Origin of the sequence: Thermomonas sp. XSG (assembly GCF_014678725.1) — a bacterium.
Classification (GTDB): domain Bacteria; phylum Pseudomonadota; class Gammaproteobacteria; order Xanthomonadales; family Xanthomonadaceae; genus Thermomonas.
Genome location: NZ_CP061497.1, coordinates 1,425,148 through 1,444,824, shown reverse-complemented (window position 1 = coordinate 1,444,824; position 19,677 = coordinate 1,425,148). Strand labels below are relative to the sequence as shown.

Genomic DNA, 19,677 nt, shown 5'->3' with positions numbered 1-19,677 from the left:
CAGTGGTGGCAGGCTATCGCCATGTCCAGCCCCGCCCCGCCCGGCCCGCCTGCTGGTGGTCTGCGCGTCCTGCTGATCGAAGACCAGCACGATATCGCCGCCAACATCTGGGACTTCCTCGAACGTCGCGGCCACGAAGTGGACCACTGTGCCGACGGGGTCGCCGGCCTGGCGCGCGCGCTGCGCGGCGGCTTCGACGTGATCGTGCTGGACCTGGGCCTGCCGCGACTGGACGGATTGGCGCTTTGCCGGCGCCTGCGCGAGGCCGGACACGGCGTGCCGGTGCTGATGCTGACCGCGCGCGACACCCTCGACGACCGGCTGCGCGGTTTTGCCGAAGGGGCGGACGATTACCTGGTCAAGCCGTTCGCGCTGCCGGAGCTGGAGGCGCGCATCCGCGCGGTGCAGAGGCGCGGACGACCGGTCGCCGGCGAGGTGGCCTACGCCGCGCTGGCCTACGATCCGCGCACGCTGACCGCGCGGCGTGAAGGGCGCGACATCCCGCTGACCCGCCTGCAGGGCGCACTGCTGGGCGTACTGCTGCGCGAAGCGCCGCGGATCGTGCCGCATGCGCGCCTGATCGAGAGCGCCTGGGGCCCGGGCGGCGCCGACACGGCCGCGCTGCAGACGCAGGTATACGAACTGCGCACGCTGGTCGACCGGCCGTTCGCGCAGCCGCTGCTGCAGTCGGTGCGCGGCGTGGGGTACCGCATCGTGGCGCCGGCATGAGCGCGCGCCGCCCGCTGTCGCTGCGGCAGCGCTTCACCCTGCTGGCCGCCCTGCTGGGCCTGCTGCTCGGCGGACTGGCTGCGGTCACCGTGCTGGCGGTCGCCGAGGACAACGAGTACGTGCTGGCCACGGAAATCCTGCGCGGCCAGGCCGAGGACTACGGCCTGCGCCTGGCCAACCACCTGCCCGCACAGCTGCCGCGCACCCAGCGCCTGCGCGGCTACCGCGGCGACGATCCCGCGCTGCCGCGCGGCTACGCGGCTTTCCCGCCCGGCGTGCAGGAGGACCCGCAGGATCCAGCCACGCATGTCGGCGTGTTCGATACCGCGGCCGGCCGGCTGATCTTCGTCATCGACCTCGGCGACATCGAGGCGATGGAGCGCCGCCTGCACCTCTTGGTGGCGGCGATGCTGCTGTCCTGCACCGTGCTGGCTGGCTGGCTGGGCTGGTGGCTGGCGGGGATTGCGCTCAAGCCGGTCCGCGCGCTGGCCGAAGGCGTGGAGGCGTTGCCGGTGCAGCCGCAACCCACCCGGCTCGCCGCCGCGGTGAGCGACGACGACCTCGGCCGGCTGGCGCGGGCGATCGATGGCTACCAGACGCGCCTGGTCGACGCCGACGCGCACGAGCAGGCGTTCCTGGCCGACGCCAGCCACGAACTGCGCACCCCCTTGGCGGTGATCCAGGGCGTGGCCGAGGTCCTGCTGGACGACGATGGCGCGTCGCCGGCGCAGCGGGCCCGGCATGCGCGGCTGGCGCGTGGCGTAGGCGAGATGCACCGACTGCTCGAAGCCATGCTCGCCGCGGCGCGGCGGCGCCCGCTGCAGGTCGAGACCCTGGAGGCCGCGCCGCTGTTGCGGGAGGCCGCCGACATCGCGTTGGCCGGCAAGCCGGGCATTGCCGTGCAGGTCGATGCGGTGGGCGATCTGTCCACGGCCCCGCGCGAAGCCGTGCTGCTGATCGCCGGGCTGGCACGCAAGCTGGCGCAACCGCGTACCGAGGGCACCCTGCGGCTGGCGCGCGTGCAGGACCGGATCATCCTCGCCATGTCGCCGGAAGACGCCGGTGGCGATGCCACCCTGGCCACGCGTGCGGATACCGGCACGGGATCCGCCCTGCTCGACCGCCTCGCCGCGCGGCTGGGGTGGAGGGTGGCGTTCGATGCGCCGGCGCAGACTTTGATTCGCCTGCGCTGACATGGGCCCACCAGGACTCGAATAATCAGTCCATGCTACTGATTAGGTGATTTTTTCTCAATTTGATATCGCTACCTGACTCCCAATTTGACTCACTTTCTGGTCACCCACTCAAGCCCGAGAAAATTCAGCACGATCGCCAGCTTCAGAGTCAGGCCGTCAAATCGTGACATTACGCAGCGCGAGCCGTTAGCTCCGTCAATCGATGCTACTCGGCTCCTAAAGCAACCAGCTACGAACTTCGCGCTGAGCTATAGCATGCGTAGGCTGTCGCTGCCGACCCATTGAACAGACGCTACGCTGCGTCTACGAACCACGCGGGGGGGATGAGACATGGTTGAAGGTGAGCATGAGTACGGACTCGTCGATGAGGACGGCTGGAAAGTTGTGCGCACACCGAAAAGCTTCGAAGAAGCGCTAGTGCATCTCCACGAAACCTTGAAAGAGAAGACGCCAAACAAGACCAATGATGTCAACACCAAGTTTCTGCGCGGGATCCGGATTGAACATGCGCACGAGATGCTTCAACTGGCGATCGAAGCGTACAACCGGAAAGAGATATCCCATGCTTGGTATTTCTTGACGGAAGTAGCCGAATGCGTTGGCTTCCTCGTTGGATCAGAAGGCGCGATCTACCCCAGGGAAAACGACACTGACCTGCGATCCTCGCTCAGTAAAGCAGGCAGCAAAGGCGGAAAAGCTAAAGGCGAGAACGCACAGAAGGTGCTCGAGTCCATCGCACAAAAAATTCTTGCCAAGCAAACACCGAAAGGCGGCTGGACAAGGAACCTGATGCGGAAGGAATACAACCAAGTCACAGGCGAGCTACCCGACTACAAGAACGCAGACCGAAAGTGGCGGGCGCTTCTGAAGCGGGACGATATCCAGGGCGCACTGGCCCAACCATCGTCGGGGTGATCCTGGGCTGACTCCGTCAATCCGAGTACGACTGAGCGAGTCGGCCCGCTCAGGTGGGTCTCGCTTCACACAAAATTTAGCAAATAGCCCCTGTAAAAATTTATGGCGCGCTATATAAGCATCTGATTCTAAAGGTTTTTATATCGTAGCGATCAGTCAACGACTGGTTGCGCGAACGTGAACGACTCCCCTGCCCCCTGCCTTCGCGTGATTCCGCGTCGCGAGGCACAGAAGCGTCTCGGCATCGGCCGCAGCACGCTTTACGACTGGAACGACGAGACCTCCCCGAACCATCGGCCGGAGGTTCCCAAGCCCATTCATCAGGGCGGCCTGTCGGGCTTCATTGAACACGAGATCGACGAATACATCCTCGGCCTGATTAGGGCCCGTGGAGGTGCGTCCGAACAGTAGACCGCGGCCTCGTTCGCGACTGTTCGACCAGGTCGACCCGCCGGGTCTCACCTGAGAGCGGCTCCTGCAGATGCAGAGCTACTTTTACCTCTAGAAGAAGGATTTCACATGTCTTACGACACCAACGATGGGCGCTCAGAGGCGGCGGACATCGCGGCAGCCCTGCGTAGCTTGAAACCGAACCGCCAGCACCACGACTCGCAGCTGTTCGCGATCCTGTACCCCGTCATCGTCGAGATGCTGGATAAAAAGGTCACCCAGAAAGCGATCCTCAAGACGCTGGGGGAGCATGGCCTCAAGCTCCATCCGGCGCGATTCAAGGATCTGATGGCCAACGAGCGTAGCGGCAGCACCTGCGAACCAGCGGCGTCCAGCGCTGACACAACGCCCTCAACCACGGAGGACGCACCGTGAACCAGAACCACTACCGTGCTTTCCCGTCTCATGCGCTTTACAGCGGCGCGGCCAACGCCCTCGTCGAGATGCGCACCAATGTGAAGGCGCCCGACGCGCTAATCGCCGGGGCGATCTTCACTGGCATGTCGATCTGCTCCCAGGGAGATATCCAGATCCTGCTGCCCACCGGGCAGATCACGCCCGGCTTGCTGTACGTCGCAACGACCGCAGATTCGGGTGAACGCAAGACCGCCACCGACAAGCTGGTGCTTGCGCCGATCTATGCCCGCGACGCAAGTGACGCGATGCAGTTTGAAGAGGCAAAGGCGCTCTATCAGGCGGATCTTCGTTACTGGAAGATCATCGACAAGGCGATTCAGGGCAAGTTGGTGAAAGCGCTCAACAAGGGTCATGACACGACGCAACTGCGCGGTGAACTGGCTGACCACCTCAAGACGAAACCGCGCAAGCCGAAACTCCGGCGCATGATCTATCAGAGCGTCACCGAGCGCCCCCTGATGGAGGCACTCGAGGGCGATGGCAATTGCGTTGCAATCCTGAGCGATGAAGGCAGCATTGTGCTGCAGGGCGGTGCGACCCAAAAACTCGGCACCCTCAACAAGGCCTGGGACAATCCGAGCGTGATGACGTTCGATCGAGCCGACGGCAACATCGTGGCACGCAATCCCTGCGTAACCGTCAGCTTCATGATTCAGGAAAAGCTGTTCCAGGAGTTCCTGAACAAGCGCGGCGAGATCGCGCGCCAGTCCGGCTTTCTCGCGCGCTTCCTGGTGTGCTGGCCCGCATCCACGCAGGGCTTCCGCTACCTGTCGCTGTATGACCCGGTGTGGGAACACCTGCCGAAGCTGCACCAGCGCATGAACGAGCTGCTCGAAGCGACTGCAGCTCGTCGCGCGTCCGGTGACACTTCGCGCAGGACGTTGTCGTTCTCGGCAGATGCGAAGAACCTGTTCGTCACGTTGCAGAACAATGTCGAGTCGAAGCTGCGTGATGGCGGCGAATTGGCGAGCATCCGCGACTTCGCTTCGAAGTCGATGGAGATTGTCGGGCGCATGGCCGGCATCATGCACCACTTCGAAGGCATCGCTGGCGATGTGATCAACTGCGAGACGCTGCAGCGAGCGCAGGAGATCGTTTCCTATTACTTCGAAGAGTACTTGGCGCTGTTCGGTGCCCGCCCCGATCTACCCCAGGATCAGAAGGACATGAATGCGCTGGGCGACTATCTGCACTCCAAGTACTGGCTGAATGGCGCATGGACCGTCCCGCGCAACGAAGTCCGCAAGAACGGACCGATCCGGCACCAGGGTCGCTTCGAGATCGCGATCCAGCGTCACATTGCGGTCGGCAACATTGCCCTGCGTCACGAGCAGCCGCTCAAGCGGAAGGGCCGGCTCTGGATCGACATGAACCCTGCGGTGTTCAATAACGTTCGCCGCTAGCCAGACTCCAGCTCCAACCTCAAGCCGCCCGAAAGGGCGGCTTTTTTGTTGGCAAGGGGTCCGCACGGCATGCCCCTACGCCCCAAATGGGGCAAAGTCGCATGCCGTGCAGGGCGTGACCAGGATCTCCGCCAGGCGGATGGCACGTCAGCGATTGACCCCTGTCCGATCACCACGTGCCTTTGCTGGCACTGCAGCCCTACGAGCAGCGACATGCTTTGCCTTCTGTCGCTCCGACATCTTCTTGATACTGACTGGACTCATGCGTCGCTCGGGAGATCGCTTAACTCCCTGCTCAATCAACGTCCGATGATCGACGCGGGCATCATGCCCATGCATCGACAGGTGCTCGTTGATCGTATCGGCCACGAGCTTGCGTTTGGCGAGCACGTCATCGCGCAGTTCCATTCTGTTGCGACCGCCGCTAGCCTTCCGGCGTCCACCCGCCGCCGGATCTGTCGCGCTGTAGCGGGAGAAGAACTTGTTCGGTGCCCGCTCGATACCGTCATCGACCCGATCCGACATCATCAGGTGCATGTGCGGATTTGGTTCACCTTCCAAAGATGATGTCGGTGCGTGAATGGCGCATTGGTATGGCTTTCCTTTGGCAAGCTTTGAGACGAGCCTCTCAGCAAGCACCTTGTTCTGCTCCTCACTCAGTTCATTTGGCAGTGCAATCACCGCTTCGCGATAGATTGCGCCGTTCTTTCGTTCTCCAACCTCTGCGGCTCTCCAGAACCTTCTCGGCTCCCCATTTGCCCATGCTGGAAGATTGCCGTGACTTGTTGCGATCAGATCGTCCCTGTCAGAGTGGAATCCTTGACGTGCAATGTAGAGCGCATGATTGACCCCATTGCGGCCGCTCTTCAGCCTGAAGTGGAATGTAGCCATAGTCGTACTACCCTTTCTTCTACGTAAAAGAAAAGCCAGCGATCTCTCGCTGGCTCGGTGATGTGGTTCTGCACGCCTCTTCTGAATGAAAGAAGGAGAAACGGTAAGTGAGCGAAGGCTTTACCCTCCCCCCTCAATACCAGTATCGAATCCTCCAATTACTCTCGTTCAATCAGTCGGCTACATACTTCCACATATCCTTAGTCACATTGCGTAGAAAAATTACAGCAACAAGCTGTCAGATCGTGCATTGAAAATGCCAGGCGCAGGTCAACTTTCGCTTGTGAACAATCCAATTCCCTACAACCCAGTACGGCTCTGATTGCCGTGATCGTGGCCTGTCTGCAGACCGGGATGGTATGTCACGTCGAATACCGTGTCCGTCAGCCAGCGCTTGAAATTGGGATTGTCGCTGAACTGTTTGAACAGCTCGGTGTGGTCGGACAGCAACTCCAGAACCACGCGGTTCAGCGCCTTGTCGTGTTCCAGCTTGGCGTTCTGCTTGTCGGAGTTCGCCTGCGCGTTCTGGTAGGCCTTGTCCTGCGCCACCCGCGCCGGGATTTCCTCGGCGATGACCTTGCGGATCTTGTCCTCGTCCTTCCACTCAATGTTGCCGAACAGGTCGTTGAAGGTCTTGATGATCGCGGAGAGCCTGTCGATGTCGGCTTCGCCTTTGCCGCCTCCGCCACCGGGCGGCACCGGCTCGACGGTGGCGTCGGCATCGTCCATCGCCATCTTCAGCGCTGCTTTGGCCTCCACCCGGTAGCTGTCCATGTCGATGGTTTCCAGCACCCCCTTGGAGAGGTCTTCCTCCTTGGGCGCGGGCAACTTGGGGATGAGGAAGTTCAGGAAGATCGACAGCTTCTCCCACGTTGGGTGGCCGTAACTCAGGATCGCGGCGAGGAAACCGTAGCTGCGCACGAAGGCCTTAGACTTTCCCTTGAACTTGACCTGATCGTCCTCGCCGAGCTGGTCGGTGTATTCGACCACGCACGCATCGAGGATGGGGTCGAGCTTGTCGCGGTCTGCGCCGCTCAAGTAAAGCGCCACCAAGTCTTCCACCTGCTGCCAGCTATACACCTGCTGCCCGTCGAGTTCAGCCTTCAGGTCGTGCAGCTTGTTGGCGTCGGTTTCGCCGGTCTGGATGGTGGCTCGGTAGTAATCCTGGAACGCCGCCTTCACTGCCTCGGCGTTGTCAGCGAAGTCGAGCACGAAGGTGTCGTGCTTCTGTGGATGCGCCCGGTTCAGGCGTGACAGGGTCTGCACCGCCAGCACACCCGCCAGCGGCTTGTCCACGTACATCGTGTGCAGCAAGGGTTCGTCAAAGCCGGTGACGAACTTGTTGGCGACGATCAGGAATCGATACGGGTCTTGCTTGAGATTGGCCGGAATGTCCTTGCTCGGAAACCCGTTGAGATCGGCCTCGGTCTTTTTCTGCCCGCCAATCTCGAAGTCGCCCGAGTACGCCACGATGGCCTTGTACGGGCTCTTCATCTGGGTGAGGTAGTCCGATACCTCGCGCCAGTAGTCGATGGCCCGCGCGATGCCGTTGCACACGATCATCGCCCGCGCCTTGCCACCGATCTTCTGCTTGCCCGCCACCTGCGCGATGAAGTGATCGACCATGATCTCGGCCTTGCGGCGGATGGCCTTGTCGTGCGATTCGACGTAGTGGCGAATCTTCTTCAGCGCCTTCACCTTGTCGAATTCCGGGTCGTCCGCCACCGTCTTGGCCACTTGGTAGAAGCTGTCGTAGGTGGTGTAGTTCTCCACTACGTCGAGGATGAACTTCTCCTGGATGGCCTGCTTGGTGGTGTAGGTCAGTTCTTCGGGCGAGCGGAACTGCACCTTGTCGCCGACTAGGGTCTTCTCGCCGAACAACTCCAGCGTCTTGTTCTTGGGCGTGGCAGTGAACGCAAAGTAGCTGGCGTTGGCCAGAAGCTTGCGCGAGGCGATGCGTTTCTCGATTTCGGCATTGACCGCATCCTGCGTGCTGTCCTCTTCGAACTCCTCCTCGGCCACCTTGCCGCCGAGAGCTTCGTGCATCCGCGCCGTGGTTTTGCCGCCTTGGCTGGAATGCGCCTCGTCGATCAGTAGCGCGAACTTCTTGTCGCTGAGGTCGCCCAGCTCATCGAGGATGAACGGGAATTTCTGCACCGTGGTGACGATGATCTTCTTGCCACGGCGCAGGTACTCACGCAGCTCCTGCGCGTTGTCGGAGTGGCCGAAGATCGCCGCCACGTGGTCGTAACCCTTGATGGTGCGGGCAATCTGTGTGTCCAGCGCGCGCCGGTCGGTGATGACGATGACGGAGTCGAACTGCGCAGTCATCGGATCGTCCTTACGGCGCAGCTCCACCAACTGGTGCGCCAGCCAGGCAATCGTGTTGCTCTTGCCGCTGCCTGCCGAATGCTGGATCAGATAGCGTTTGCCCACCCCATCGGTATGGGCACGGCGTAGCAGCGCACGCACCGTGCGCAACTGATGGAAGCGCGGGAAGATCTGCTTGCGTTTCTTGCGTTTCTTGCCGCTGGCGTCTGCTTCTTCCTCCTCCACCACCTGCGCGTAGCTCTCGATGATGTTGGCCAGCGACTCGCGGGTCAGCACCTGCTTCCACAGGTAATCGGTCTTCAGACCATCCGGGTTGGGCGGGTTGCCTGCGCCGCTGTTCCAGCCCTGGTTGAACGGCAGGAACCAAGAGGCTTTGCCCTTCAACTCAGTGCAGAACGCGGCCTCTGCGTCATCGACTGCGATGTGAGCCACGCAACGCCCCAACTGGAACAGCAGCTCCTGTGGGCTGCGCGTGGTTTGGTACTGGACGATGGCGTCGGCCAGGGTCTGCTTGGTCAGCGAGTTCTTCAACTCGAAGGTCAGTACCGGTAGGCCGTTGATGAAAATGGCCAAGTCCAGCTCGTTGCCGGAATCGTTGCTGTAGCGCACCTGCCGGGTAACGCTGAAGATGTTCTTGCCGAAGGCATCCGCTGCGGCGGCGTTGCCCGGCGTGGGCAGCAGCTTGTAGAGATCGACGTGTACCGGCCCGTGGCTCACGCCCTTGCGCAGCACGTCCACCACGCCGCGCTTGGTGATCTCACCCTGCAGCCGGTGCAGGAACTGGGTGCGCTTGATGCCGTCCGCCGCCAGTTCCAGCGTGTCCACCGCCTTGGGCTGGGTAGCCTGCAAAAAGGCCAGCAACTGCGCCACATCCAGCGCCACGTCGCGGTTGTAGTCGGTGGGCTTGCCCTGCACGTAGCCGTTGTGGGTGGCGGCGAAGTCGGTGGGAGCCAGCGCATGGCTGTACTCGGGCTGCGGCACACCGGTCAAGCCGCGTACCACGCGCGCCTCGAACCAGCGCTCGCTGGTGTCAGTCTTCGCCATCGCCATCCTCCTCTTCGGTCACATCTTCGTTTTCATCGCCGAGCGCGGCCAGCGCCGCGTCGTCCACCACGTCGTCCGGGCCGGGTTGCCAGCCGCGCACGTCCACTTGACCGGTGACCACATCGGCAATCAGGCGGTCGCGGTATTCCCGGATCAGCTTGATTTCGTCTTCCGTGCGGGTGATGGCGTCGTCTAGCGGTGCGCTCTCCGTCTTGATGCGCGCGACGATGGCCTGCTGCTCATTCACGGTCGGTGGCAATGCCACAGGGAAGCGCCCCAGCACAGTTTCTGCGATGGCGGGATACGCGATGCCGATGGAATTCGCCGTCACGCGGTTCACGAATGGGCTGCTCTGGATGACATAACCGAGGTATTCCGGTTCAACGCCGCTGCCTGGTGTGAGTACCGCGAAGCCCGTGGAGGCAATCAGGTCGTCTGCATCCTCGCTGACGTACCAGATGGCCTTGAGATACGTTCGTACGGTCGAGATGATGGTGTCGCCACGGCGCAAAACGCGGCGCGCACGCGATGGTGCGGCCTCGAAGCGGATGCGCTCCGGCTCCTTCACCAAGCGCCCGGTTTGCACCGAGCCGATGTCCACGTAGCGGAACTCAAAATCTGGACTGGTCTTTTGGCCCAGCGTGCGGGCGTTGAGCCGCACCCAACGTTTCAGCGGCTTCACCTCCCAGTGCTCCGGTACCTCTCCCAGCCATTCGATGCCGGATGGTTTCAGCGCGACCGCCGCGTCGAGGCCACGTGTGACGGCGTGGTCGATGATGCGCAGCTTTTGTTCGGTGAGCAGCTTGATCAGATCCCGTTTGGCTTGGATGAAGCGGGCGATGTGCGCGTCCTGCGCGCGGAGGTAGGCGACGATCTGGTCTTGCTCGGGGCGCGGGGGCAGCGGAATTTCCAGCGCCGCGAAGCGATCCGAGTAGAGGCGCAAGAAGCCTGAAGTGCCAGTCCCAAGACCCTTCGATTCTGAGCGAAACAACCCGCGCATTGGCCACGAACGGAACAGGTGGCCGAGATACTCGGGGTTGTCGTCTCGGAGCAAGCGGAATACGGCGTAGTCCGGGCTGACCAAACCCGGCTGGCGGTTACGGAAGAACATGGCGTTGCCCGCCTGCATCCGGTTCAACACCAGCTCGTCCGGTTGTGCCTTCTTGTAGCCGATGAGATTCGCTGGGGCGATGCGCTTTACCGACACATCGTTGTGCGGCACCAAGCCCCGCTGCATACGCATTGACAGTAACGTTTCCTCGCCGGTTTTCGAGCGGTCGTCGATCTCTCGCAAGAAATTCTTGGCGCGCAGGAGCGACCAGTGCTCTGGCACACGCGGCACCCAGCGCGAACGAAGTGACTGGTAATTCGGATAGGTGCTCACCACCGCCATCACGCGCCCCCCACGATCCGATGCAGCAAACCTTCGCTCTGCTGCTCCAGGGCGAGGATGTCGGCGCGGATTTTTGCCAGTGTGCGCAGCGGCGCGGGCTTGTAGAAGTAGCGGGCGAAGGAAATCTCGTAGCCGATCTGGGTCTTGTCGGTGGCAATCCAGGCATCCGGTGCGTGCGGCAGCACCTCGCGGACGAAGAAGGCGTCGATTCCGCCCGGCTCCTTCAACGGCACCTGCTCGGTGTCGCGCAGCTCGCTGTCGGGTTCGTACTCGACCATGAAGCGATCCTTGCCCACGGTTTCCAGGTACGCGCCGTCGGAGCCGGGCTCGAAGTGTTCCCCTGCCTTGAGCTTGCTGCGCTTGGCGATGACCGGCGGCGCGGCTTCGTCGCGCCAGCTCACCGCCTTGTAGATGGCCTTTTTCTCCGGCGCGCCGAGCTTGTCGCCCTGCGCCTTCAGCGCCTCATCGAAGCGGGAGCGGAATTCATTGTGGTCGTCGAACACGGCGCTGCCCAGTGCCTGCTGCGCCCGCTTCGCCACCTCCATCAGCCCCTTGTCACGCTGCCAAGTCGAAGCATCGAGCAGCTTCTTGCGGCGCTTGGCGGGCACGGCCTTGCGGGTGGTGGTGGCTTCGCCGTCATCACTGCTGTCGCTGTCTTCGCTGTCGTCGTCTTCGTTCTCGTCCTCGCCCTTCAGCCACGCCTCGATGGCTGGCTTGCGCTTGGCGAACTCGCTGTAGAGCGCCTCACCGTGGGTGGCGTAGATCTCGGCGCGAAGCGCCTCGTCGCCGGTGGCAAACCGCAGAGGCTCGATGCGTTCGTCTGAGAGCTGGCTTTTCAGGCGCAGCGGGCGCTCGACGGTGATCTTCCAGTAGCCGAAATCCTGGGTGTCGAACCATTTTGACTGGGCAGTTTCCTGCGCATCGCCGAGGTAGAGGTCGAGGATTCGCTGGATGTCTGCATCCGAGAGTTCGCAGTTCTTCTTGCCGAGGTTGCGGCGCAGCGGCTGGAACCACTGCGATGCGTCGATCAACTGCACCTTGCCACGCCGTGCTTCGGCCTTCTTGTTAGCCAGCACCCAGATATAGGTGGCGATGCCGGTGTTGTAGAAGATGTTGAGCGGCAGGGCGATGATGGCTTCGAGCCAGTCGTTCTCCAGCACCCAGCGGCGGATGTTGCTCTCGCCCTGGCCTGCGTCGCCGGTAAACAGCGCGGAGCCGTTATGCACCAGGGCAATGCGGCTGCCCAGCGGCGTGTTGTGCTTCATCTTCTGCAGCTTGTTCACCTGGAACATGAGCTGCCCGTCGCTGGAGCGGGTGAGGAGCTTGAACTCGTTGTTGCCCGCGTGGCTGACAATGAAACGCGGGTCGTTGAATTCCTTCTTGCCGCCCATGCGCTCCAGATCGGTCTTCCAACTTTTCCCGTAGGGCGGGTTGGAGATCATGAAATCGAATTCGCGGCTTCGGAACTGGTCGGCGGACAAGGTGGATTTGTCTGCGCCACCGACGATGTTCTCGGCTTCCGCTCCTTCCCCCTTCAAGAGCAGGTCGGCCTTGCAGATGGCGTAGGTTTCGTCGCTGATTTCCTGGCCAAACAGGTGGATCGACACTTCCTTGCCGTGCTGCTCGGCCAGTTCGTGTAGCGCTTCCTCGGCCACGGTGAGCATGCCGCCGGTGCCGCATGAGCCGTCGTAGAGCGAATAGGTGCTGGACTCGATCCGGTCGGCCACCGGCAGAAATAACAACTTGGCCATGAGCTGCACCACGTCGCGCGGGGTGAAGTGTTCGCCTGCCTCTTCGTTGTTGTCTTCGTTGAAGCGGCGGATCAGCTCCTCGAACACTGTGCCCATGCCGTGGTTGTCCAGCGCGGGCAGCTTGATGCGGCCGTCGGCATCCTTCACTGGCAGCGGCGCGAGATTGACCTCGGGGTCGAGGAAGTCGTCGATCAAGTAACCAAGGACGTGGGAATCCACCAGCTTCTGGATCTGGTTGCGGAAGTTGAACTTGGTGAGGATTTCCTGCACGTTGGGCGAAAAGCCGTCCAAATACGCAATGAAGTCATCGCGCAAGCGCTGGCCTGCTGCGCTGGCCTTGAGCTTGGCCAGCGTGAATTCCGAGACGTTGTAGAAGGCTTGGCCTGCCGCCATGCGCAGTGCGCCGTCTTGCTCGGCCACCTTGTGGGTGTCGAGGAACTTCTTGCGCTCCAGCACCGCGTCTTTCGTCGCTTCGAGCACGGCATCGAGCCGCCGCAGCACGGTGAAGGGCAGGATGACGTCACGGTATTTGCCGCGCACGTAAACGTCGCGCAGGCGGTCGTCAGCGATGTTCCAGATGAAGTCGGAAATCCATTTGATATGGCTCTGGTCTTGCTTTGAGTTCATTGCTCAAGATTCCATCGTGTTATTTAAGGAGCTCATTCCAGAGCTGCTCGGCGATGCTTGCTTGCTGGTCTTGGAGGACTTCAATCTGGTGCTGGAGGTCGTCCTCCTCTTCCAACACTTCGATGGCGAGTTCAGTCCACGCCGGGATCATGGCAATCACCTTGAGCCTACGCAGTGTTGCAATCGACATCATCGGAATGGTTGCACCGGACTTGATGCTGTCCAGCAGCTGCTGACCCAGCTTCGATCGCAACCACAATCCGAGTCCGCGCAAGTCCACTTCCCGATTTGTGGCGCGCAGCACCACCGCTGACTGGCCGGCAATCCACGCTCCAGGACCAGGCGGCGGGACGTTGGCGGGCACGATGCCGATCTTGCCCGTACTACCCTTGACGACGAGTACCAGATCGTAAGGACGGAGAAACACATCATCGGAATTGCCCGACCGGCGGGTGGATAGCTTTACGTGGATCTTCCGTTCCGGCGTCCGGATGTAACCAACTGAAGGAAGATCAGCAGCACCTACCTCATAGACCTCAAATGCCGTCGGCGAGTCAGCGCCGCGGTCCTTGTTGGGAATGGGGTTGAGAACGTTGACGATATCGCCCAGCTCCACGGTATGCATGCTGCTAAGCGCTGCTTGCATGGCACGCTGCTCGCTTGCGATTACATAGCGATCCACTTGCAGAGATGCGTCGTTCGCCAGGATCGCACCACCATCGATGCGAGCTGCGAGCGTTCCATCCAGTTCATCGACAAGCGAAGGCTTCTCGCCGGAACCGATGCAGTACTCCAGGATGGCGTCAGTGTTCTTGAGGGTCGTGCGACTCTTTGTGAGCGCCTTGGTGAAGTACGGCTGCGTCGCGTCGACAAAGTTCACATCTCGGCTACTTTCTCGCGTGTCCAGCAACAGCAAAGCGGATGGCATACTTGTGCTGTTGAACAACCCAGCCGGCAAGGCGATAACGGCCTTGACCCAGCCCTTGCCGAGCAGATACTCACGCACCTCACGGTCCCTGCCAGGCCCGAACAGGAAACTGTTGGGAACGATGACGGCAGCTTTGCCTTCCGTCTGAGCCACTATGTGCTGCACATGAAGCCCATTGCCCGTGGCCTTCTGTATCGGAAACCGACCGTAGAGATCGGTCAAAGCCACGTCCTCGTTCGCCGACATATTCCACGGCGGCACCGACAGCGCGGCATCGAACTTCTCCAAATGTCCGCCTTTGACCGCGGAAGGAGATCGCAATGGATCTGTGAGCACGATTTCCGTGGGCGAGGATCGGAACAAACTCAAGAGGGCCGGCATTGGCGCCTGATAGGGCGCTTCCACGTACAAGCGCGCATCCCGATCCAGCATGTTGCCCACGAATTGGCCACTGGACTCCCAAGGGCAATAGACCGACCGAGGTACATCGTTGCTGATGAGGCGAACCATGAGGTGCGCCACCTCGCAGGGAACCGTGAAGAAGTCGGAGCTGTCTTGCAGCGGGACGATTGCGACATCGGCCGCAGAGAAGCGCTCAAAGATCCCGCCCTCAGCGAGGCGTTTTGCTGCGGTTGCCGCGGCGACGATGTAGTCCCCTGAAACCTGGGCGTAGCGCGGAGCGTCGCCGAACGCTTGGCCAATCGGTCCATCAACCAAGGCTAGCCGGGCGAGTGCTTCCACGATTCCAGAGGCACCAAAGGCCAATGCGGCATCGATCGTGGTGTCCGCTGCCACCCTGTTCTGAGTGGACAGCTGGGCCCAGGTCAGCAGCTGGAAGGCCAGCAGGCCGGACTCACGGGAACCCAAGGGCGACTTGCGAAGCAGGTCCTGAACCTGAAGCAGCACTTGTCCTGCGTGATCGTTCGACATGATCAATGGCCCCGACCTTGGTAGTTATACGTGGTCAGTTGAGCCTCACCACTGGCCACAACGACCAGGCCGCCCTTGTCCAAGATCTTGGCGAGGGTACGAGCCGCCTCCATCAAGCGGGCCGATGCCTTACGGCTGAGGATGACTTTGTCTCCCTCGGGCTGCCCATAGCTGAGAACGAGATCCACCATGTCGCGGCTGATACCACGCTGGCTCATGCGCTTCTGGAAGTGCTTCGTCTTGTGCATCACTACACCCTCGCGTCGATGGGCGTAGGTTAATAAAACACCTGCCGTATGCAAGTACTAAAACATGCATTAGAAGATTACTTTTATTGTTGTTCATGATTCATTCATCTATTAGATATTCACGATGAGCCACCTGCAACGACGTAATTCATTGAAAACAAAAGAAAAATAACTGGCAGACGAGGAGCCGAGGGCTCCTGTCTGCTCACCGCGTGCTCCTCCGGATCAGGGACAAGTAAGCCATTGAAGGCGACCTAAGCCCATCCACGCTCGGCCATCGACATCGATTTCGCCCCACCCACGATGATGTGATCGAGCAATCGAACATCCACCAGCGCCAAGGCCTGCCTGAGCCGGGCAGTCACCGCCCGATCTGCCGCTGACGGATCCGTGGTGCCTGAAGGGTGGTTATGAGACACGATCACGGCAGCGGCATTGCAGCGAAGCGCCTGCCGGGCCACTTCCCGTGGGTGAACCTCGGCCCCATCAATGGTTCCCTGAAACAGTTCCACGTACTCGATAAGCCGATGGCGAGTGTCCAGGAAGACCGCCGCGAAGACCTCCCTCTCCAAACCTGCCAGCTTGTCCTGGAAGAACCTACTGGAGGCCTGCGGATCCGTGAACGATTCCCCGCGCTGCATCCGCTGGCCTGCGACGGTCCTTGCCGCCTCGATGATCTCGTCCGCATTGGCGACGCGGTAGCGCCGCTGCTCACCTCTCACGTACAACCGGCTGCCCGGCATTGCTTCGGATTCCATTTCGGTGTCCTTGTCTGTGATGCATTGATCTGCCGTGCGCAACAAAGCGAAGGGGCCACAGGGGGTCCCTTCATGTTCGCTTGCATGGATGGGTGCTTCGGTTCGCTTAGCCCGTGCTGGCGATGGCGACCTTCTCCTGAAGGCGGCCGCTGAGCCCCTTTAGCGGAGCGCCATTCGGCTTTGCGGTCGAGCCCTGCTGATCGGGGAAGAACTCCTCGACCACGGCCGGTCCGTCCTCGTCCAGCTCCTCGAACGCGCCATTGGCGAAGCCCAGGCGTGCCGCCTCATCCAGCGCGGCCTGGTCGAACCCGGCCTCTTTTCTCACCGCATCCAGACGCCGGGCCTCGGTGATGGCCTCTTCCAGCGTCATCCCGGATCGAACCACCAGGTCGACATAGAAGATCGGCGCCCGGTGGCTCTGGGTTGTGGACTTGCCCCGCAACCTCAGTTCCAGCGGCAGACAGGCGAGCAGTCCTCCCGAAACCGCGTGGAAGTACTGCAGCCGTGCCGCCAGCGTGCGGATGGTGTTGAACGATGTCGTCCGCAGCACGAAGGTGCCGGTCTCGTCCTCGTCGCCGATGCGCACATTGAAGCGGGCGTATGGCTTGCACTGGCCTTCGGCAAAACGGCAAGACTCCGATCCGGGACAGGGCAAGCTCTCGATGCCGTCCTGGCCTGAGCGCCTGCAGGTCTCGCCATTGCCCACGCACACCGGCCGCCCCGTGCTCCGGTCGAACAGGTTGTAGTCGGCGCGCAGGTTCAGGCTCGGATCGTTGAACAACAGCCGGATGGGAAGACTGCGCAGCTTGCCTTCTCCCTGCTGGCGTAGCGCCTCGTCCAACGGATGCAGCAACCAGCCATCCCGGTTCTGCACCTGGCTGGTGAGGGTGAACTGGTCATCCTTCTCGGGCAGGCGCTTGCCGTTGCGTTCGACCACACGTCCGATCGAGATCCGCCCCACCACGGGCGGGGTGATTGCAAAGCCTTTGAGCATGGGAGTTCTCCTAAGGGTGATCGGCCTTTGCCGAGATCAGGAACCGGCGTGCGCCGGGTTTGGGGACGCTGTACTGAGCCACCAGGTCCGGGTGGTCCTGGGCCAGGCGCTTGGTGTCGAGGCTGGTGCCGTCCTGGGCCCGCTTGAAGCTCACTTCGCCTGTGGCGAAGACCGCGCGGGCGGCATCGCCCATGGCCTGCTGCAGGGTCTGCTTGAGCTGCTCTGCGTGCTTGCCGCGCACCTCCAGCTCGTCTTTCAGGGCCACCAGTTCGGCGAAGGTGTCCGAGAGGCCCCGGTTCTCGCAGAAGTCGAGCGTGTTACCACCACCGGGATACAGCTGGCGCAGGGCTTTACCGGCGGACTCGCTACCGTCAGCCGGCGGTTCGATGTCGGTGGTGACGTACTGCCAGAACCGAGCTTCCAGCACCATCAGCCGGGCGATGACCTCCTCATCGCGTTCGATGCGATGGATCTCCAGCCGTTGGCCGCAAAGCAGCACCGCCACATCGGCGGCCTGCTGGTTGGTGACGGCCAGCTGGTGCTGGACCTGCAGCTGGACGTACTCAGGCACACCGTCCCGCCAGAGCTTCGAGCCCCATTCGCCGGCGGTCTTGCATTCCAGAATCTGGACGTCAGGGCAGCCCACGACCTCCCGGTCGATGTTCGCCAGCATGAACGGGAACGTCGGATGCTGGAGCACGGCATTGCAGCGCCGTACCTTGCGGTCGGTCTTCTGGGAGTAAGCCACGGCCACATACGGCTCCAGCAGCGTGCCCCAGTAGCGCGGGTCATCCATACCGGGCGGCGCCGCTTCGGTCGGTGTCCTGCCGGTCTTCACCATCCACAGCTCGAGCTGGCTCTTGTACGGGCACAGGCCCACGGAGGCGGCGGCATCCGAGCTGCCGATGCCACCCTTGCGGACTTCTAGCCATTGCTCGCGGTCCATGGTGCGGGTGTCGACCAGCCGCAGAGCGCTTTGCTTCTTCATCGGTGTTCTCCAAAAGAAAACGCCCGACCAAAGGCCGGGCGCGGTGGGTCGTGCAGGGACGAGGTATCAGGCGGAGGGCGGGAGCAACGCATCACCCAGGAGGTATTGCAGCAATCTGGTTGCGGCGTCCGGCCCGCCGCCTTGCAGCAGGTGCCTGCCGTAGGCCAGGCCGAAGGGCTCAGCCACCTCGTAGCACCAGACAAAGTCCCAGCGGTCCTGGGCAGCCTCCCAGGCGCGTTGCAAGGCGGGGGCCTGCTCGATGCATGCCTCGATGTAGGCAAGCTCCCCTTCGAACGGGAAGGGCGCTGGCGGGCCATCGCGCCACTCTGCGAGGGCCTGTCTGGCACCCATGGCGATGTAGGCGATGTCCAGCGGATCCGGAACAACGTCAGCGAGGTTGCCCGGCCGTACGGCCGGACTTTGTCGCGGTGACGGGCGATCCATTACGCCACCAGCTTCATCGCCTCGTCCCACGCCCGTTGCTTGAGCTGCGCGCCTTGCCCGAACCAGGCGGCATCCCTGCGGTGGTCATCGCTGCGCGCCCGCCGATGATGATCGACGAACTCGGTGACGCTGTTCAGCAGCCCCCAGGCCGTGCCGCGGCTGGAAGGCAGCATCGCCCCACGCCCGCCGCCCTCGTACAGCGCGCGGACGTTGGCCAGCGCCTGTTCGTTGACGATATCGGGACGCCCATCGGGCGCGGCGTAGGTCAGCACCCGGCGTAGCAGCCCTTCGACCATATCCGGATCTACCGGGCGCTCCACCAGCGCCTTCATCCGCGCCACGAACCCATCCCAGGACGCCACCGTGATTCCCAACTGCCGCTTGACCACCTCGGGATCGAACTCGCTGCGATGCGGCACCTTCACCGCCCCGTTGTTGTTGCCCAGCGCCACCCGCAGGGTGTTGTTGCAGACCACCCGGACGGAGGTGAACTGCGCCGTGGTGGCCAGCGTGCCGTCGCAGGCCGTGGCCAACAGCAGGTAGCCATCCACCTTGTCCCGGCCTTTGAGCGTCGTGCTCTGGCCGGTACGGGCCAGCGCCCAGAACTTGCGCCCTTCGCGCAGCACGCCCGCGGTCTCCAGCTCGAAACCGCTCTGGTTGGTGAGGTCACGGTAGAACTCCAGGATCTCCCCTGGCTGCACGACCTTGAAGCGCTTGCTCACCACCGCCAGCGGCGAACGGGTATCCGAGCGGTACAGCACCTTCTGCTCCGGGAAGGCATTGATGACGCCCAGGTTGTTGTTGCCCGTGATGTAGCGGACTTCGGACTCCTCGATCTTCCAGTCCATCCCGGCCTGCTGCCGCCACACCTCGATGGGCTGTTGCGGGGCCAGCTTGTTGCCAAGGCCATGCCAGGGTTTCTCGCCCGTATAGGCCATCGTTTCCACCAGATGCATGTTCCTGCTCCTTGAGTCAGCGGCATAAACGCAGAAGGCCCGCCGGTGAGGCGGGCCTTCTGTGCTGCCAGCAACGTGGCGAGTCAGATCCGAGTGTTGGTTCTGCCGAAGATGGCCGCGAGGATCACGGCTGCAACGGTCAGCACCTGAACAATCGTCTCTTTGGTGTCATCGCACATGCGTTGACCTCCACGGGGCGCTTGAACCGAAGCGCCCAGACGAGAAGCAGAACTGCCTGCTTCACAGTTGTAATATAGGTCTGAAAAATTTTTCAGTAGGTTGCG

Annotated in this window: 17 protein-coding genes; 6 read left to right on the top strand and 11 right to left on the bottom strand. The window is 62.0% G+C overall.

Features of this window, described 5'->3' with window-relative positions; all coding sequences use genetic code 11:
- Nucleotides 1–21: 21 nt before the first annotated feature.
- The 6 genes from ICG51_RS06775 (at nucleotide 22) to ICG51_RS06750 (ending at nucleotide 5,110) form a co-directional block, all read left to right on the top strand.
- Nucleotides 22–729 (top strand): response regulator transcription factor, encoded by a 708-nt coding sequence (locus ICG51_RS06775; RefSeq protein ID WP_223809549.1) that lies wholly within the window; start codon nucleotides 22–24, stop codon nucleotides 727–729.
- The gene (locus ICG51_RS06770) at nucleotides 726–1,922 is read left to right on the top strand and encodes a HAMP domain-containing sensor histidine kinase (protein ID WP_190282218.1); all 1,197 of its coding nucleotides are present in this window, start codon (nucleotides 726–728) and stop codon (nucleotides 1,920–1,922) included. Before ICG51_RS06775 ends, ICG51_RS06770 begins: the two co-directional genes overlap by 4 nt.
- A 333-nt stretch (nucleotides 1,923–2,255) precedes the next feature.
- Nucleotides 2,256–2,840 (top strand): hypothetical protein, encoded by a 585-nt coding sequence (locus tag ICG51_RS06765; RefSeq protein WP_190282217.1) that lies wholly within the window; start codon nucleotides 2,256–2,258, stop codon nucleotides 2,838–2,840.
- A gap of 177 nt (nucleotides 2,841–3,017) precedes the next feature.
- Nucleotides 3,018–3,251, top strand: a complete 234-nt coding sequence (locus ICG51_RS06760; RefSeq protein WP_223809548.1) for an AlpA family phage regulatory protein — start codon at nucleotides 3,018–3,020, stop codon at nucleotides 3,249–3,251.
- Between the two features lie 108 nt (nucleotides 3,252–3,359).
- Nucleotides 3,360–3,665, top strand: a complete 306-nt coding sequence (locus ICG51_RS06755; RefSeq protein ID WP_190282216.1) for a hypothetical protein — start codon at nucleotides 3,360–3,362, stop codon at nucleotides 3,663–3,665.
- Nucleotides 3,662–5,110, top strand: coding sequence for a YfjI family protein (locus tag ICG51_RS06750; RefSeq protein WP_190282215.1), 1,449 nt, complete (start codon nucleotides 3,662–3,664; stop codon nucleotides 5,108–5,110). Before ICG51_RS06755 ends, ICG51_RS06750 begins: the two co-directional genes overlap by 4 nt.
- A 147-nt stretch (nucleotides 5,111–5,257) precedes the next feature.
- Here ICG51_RS06750 and ICG51_RS06745 read toward each other — a convergent pair whose 3' ends face one another.
- The 11 genes from ICG51_RS06745 to ICG51_RS06695 form a co-directional block, all read right to left on the bottom strand.
- Complete coding sequence (locus ICG51_RS06745) at nucleotides 5,258–6,001, bottom strand: MobA/MobL family protein (protein WP_190282214.1); 744 nt, start codon at nucleotides 5,999–6,001, stop codon at nucleotides 5,258–5,260.
- A 300-nt stretch (nucleotides 6,002–6,301) separates the two neighbouring features.
- On the bottom strand, nucleotides 6,302–9,376 hold the full coding sequence (locus ICG51_RS06740; RefSeq protein ID WP_190282213.1) for a type I restriction endonuclease subunit R: 3,075 nt from the start codon (nucleotides 9,374–9,376) through the stop codon (nucleotides 6,302–6,304).
- Nucleotides 9,363–10,769 carry a restriction endonuclease subunit S gene (locus ICG51_RS06735; protein WP_190282393.1) on the bottom strand — a complete coding sequence of 469 codons (1,407 nt, stop codon included), beginning with the start codon at nucleotides 10,767–10,769 and terminating at the stop codon, nucleotides 9,363–9,365. The genes ICG51_RS06740 and ICG51_RS06735 overlap by 14 nt, the downstream gene beginning before the upstream one ends.
- Entirely contained in the window at nucleotides 10,769–13,147 is a 2,379-nt protein-coding gene (locus tag ICG51_RS06730; RefSeq protein WP_190282212.1) for a class I SAM-dependent DNA methyltransferase, read from the bottom strand. The genes ICG51_RS06735 and ICG51_RS06730 overlap by 1 nt, the downstream gene beginning before the upstream one ends.
- 19 nt (nucleotides 13,148–13,166) lie before the next feature.
- A complete protein-coding gene (locus tag ICG51_RS06725; protein ID WP_190282211.1) occupies nucleotides 13,167–15,005 on the bottom strand; it encodes an N-6 DNA methylase in 1,839 nt (612 codons plus the stop codon).
- A gap of 2 nt (nucleotides 15,006–15,007) precedes the next feature.
- Nucleotides 15,008–15,253, bottom strand: a complete 246-nt coding sequence (locus tag ICG51_RS06720) for a DUF4258 domain-containing protein (protein ID WP_190282210.1) — start codon at nucleotides 15,251–15,253, stop codon at nucleotides 15,008–15,010.
- Nucleotides 15,254–15,507: 254 nt separating this feature from the next.
- Nucleotides 15,508–16,011, bottom strand: a complete 504-nt coding sequence (gene radC / locus ICG51_RS06715; RefSeq protein ID WP_190282209.1) for a DNA repair protein RadC — start codon at nucleotides 16,009–16,011, stop codon at nucleotides 15,508–15,510.
- 106 nt (nucleotides 16,012–16,117) lie between these two features.
- Nucleotides 16,118–17,005, bottom strand: coding sequence for a hydrolase or metal-binding protein (locus ICG51_RS06710; protein WP_190282208.1), 888 nt, complete (start codon nucleotides 17,003–17,005; stop codon nucleotides 16,118–16,120).
- 10 nt (nucleotides 17,006–17,015) lie between these two features.
- Nucleotides 17,016–17,993, bottom strand: a complete 978-nt coding sequence (locus ICG51_RS06705; protein WP_190282207.1) for a lambda-exonuclease family protein — start codon at nucleotides 17,991–17,993, stop codon at nucleotides 17,016–17,018.
- Nucleotides 17,994–18,059: 66 nt separating this feature from the next.
- Nucleotides 18,060–18,437 (bottom strand): hypothetical protein, encoded by a 378-nt coding sequence (locus ICG51_RS06700; RefSeq protein WP_190282206.1) that lies wholly within the window; start codon nucleotides 18,435–18,437, stop codon nucleotides 18,060–18,062.
- Nucleotides 18,437–19,393: a DUF932 domain-containing protein gene (locus tag ICG51_RS06695; protein WP_190282205.1), complete on the bottom strand. Its 957-nt coding sequence runs from the start codon at nucleotides 19,391–19,393 to the stop codon at nucleotides 18,437–18,439. Before ICG51_RS06695 ends, ICG51_RS06700 begins: the two co-directional genes overlap by 1 nt.
- Nucleotides 19,394–19,677: the final 284 nt, after the last annotated feature.

What these genes read in the sequence shown, in the direction of transcription:
- ICG51_RS06775 (WP_223809549.1), top strand. Translation starts at nt 22, where the DNA reads ATGTCCAGCCCCGCCCCGCCCGGCCCGCCTGCTGGTGGTCTGCGCGTC.
- ICG51_RS06770 (WP_190282218.1), top strand. Translation starts at nt 726, where the DNA reads ATGAGCGCGCGCCGCCCGCTGTCGCTGCGGCAGCGCTTCACCCTGCTG.
- ICG51_RS06765 (WP_190282217.1), top strand. Translation starts at nt 2,256, where the DNA reads ATGGTTGAAGGTGAGCATGAGTACGGACTCGTCGATGAGGACGGCTGG.
- ICG51_RS06755 (WP_190282216.1), top strand. Translation starts at nt 3,360, where the DNA reads ATGTCTTACGACACCAACGATGGGCGCTCAGAGGCGGCGGACATCGCG.
- ICG51_RS06745 (WP_190282214.1), bottom strand. Translation starts at nt 6,001, where the DNA reads ATGGCTACATTCCACTTCAGGCTGAAGAGCGGCCGCAATGGGGTCAAT.
- ICG51_RS06740 (WP_190282213.1), bottom strand. Translation starts at nt 9,376, where the DNA reads ATGGCGAAGACTGACACCAGCGAGCGCTGGTTCGAGGCGCGCGTGGTA.
- ICG51_RS06735 (WP_190282393.1), bottom strand. Translation starts at nt 10,769, where the DNA reads ATGGCGGTGGTGAGCACCTATCCGAATTACCAGTCACTTCGTTCGCGC.
- ICG51_RS06730 (WP_190282212.1), bottom strand. Translation starts at nt 13,147, where the DNA reads ATGAACTCAAAGCAAGACCAGAGCCATATCAAATGGATTTCCGACTTC.
- ICG51_RS06725 (WP_190282211.1), bottom strand. Translation starts at nt 15,005, where the DNA reads ATGTCGAACGATCACGCAGGACAAGTGCTGCTTCAGGTTCAGGACCTG.
- ICG51_RS06720 (WP_190282210.1), bottom strand. Translation starts at nt 15,253, where the DNA reads ATGCACAAGACGAAGCACTTCCAGAAGCGCATGAGCCAGCGTGGTATC.
- radC (WP_190282209.1), bottom strand. Translation starts at nt 16,011, where the DNA reads ATGGAATCCGAAGCAATGCCGGGCAGCCGGTTGTACGTGAGAGGTGAG.
- ICG51_RS06710 (WP_190282208.1), bottom strand. Translation starts at nt 17,005, where the DNA reads ATGCTCAAAGGCTTTGCAATCACCCCGCCCGTGGTGGGGCGGATCTCG.
- ICG51_RS06705 (WP_190282207.1), bottom strand. Translation starts at nt 17,993, where the DNA reads ATGAAGAAGCAAAGCGCTCTGCGGCTGGTCGACACCCGCACCATGGAC.
- ICG51_RS06700 (WP_190282206.1), bottom strand. Translation starts at nt 18,437, where the DNA reads ATGGATCGCCCGTCACCGCGACAAAGTCCGGCCGTACGGCCGGGCAAC.
- ICG51_RS06695 (WP_190282205.1), bottom strand. Translation starts at nt 19,393, where the DNA reads ATGCATCTGGTGGAAACGATGGCCTATACGGGCGAGAAACCCTGGCAT.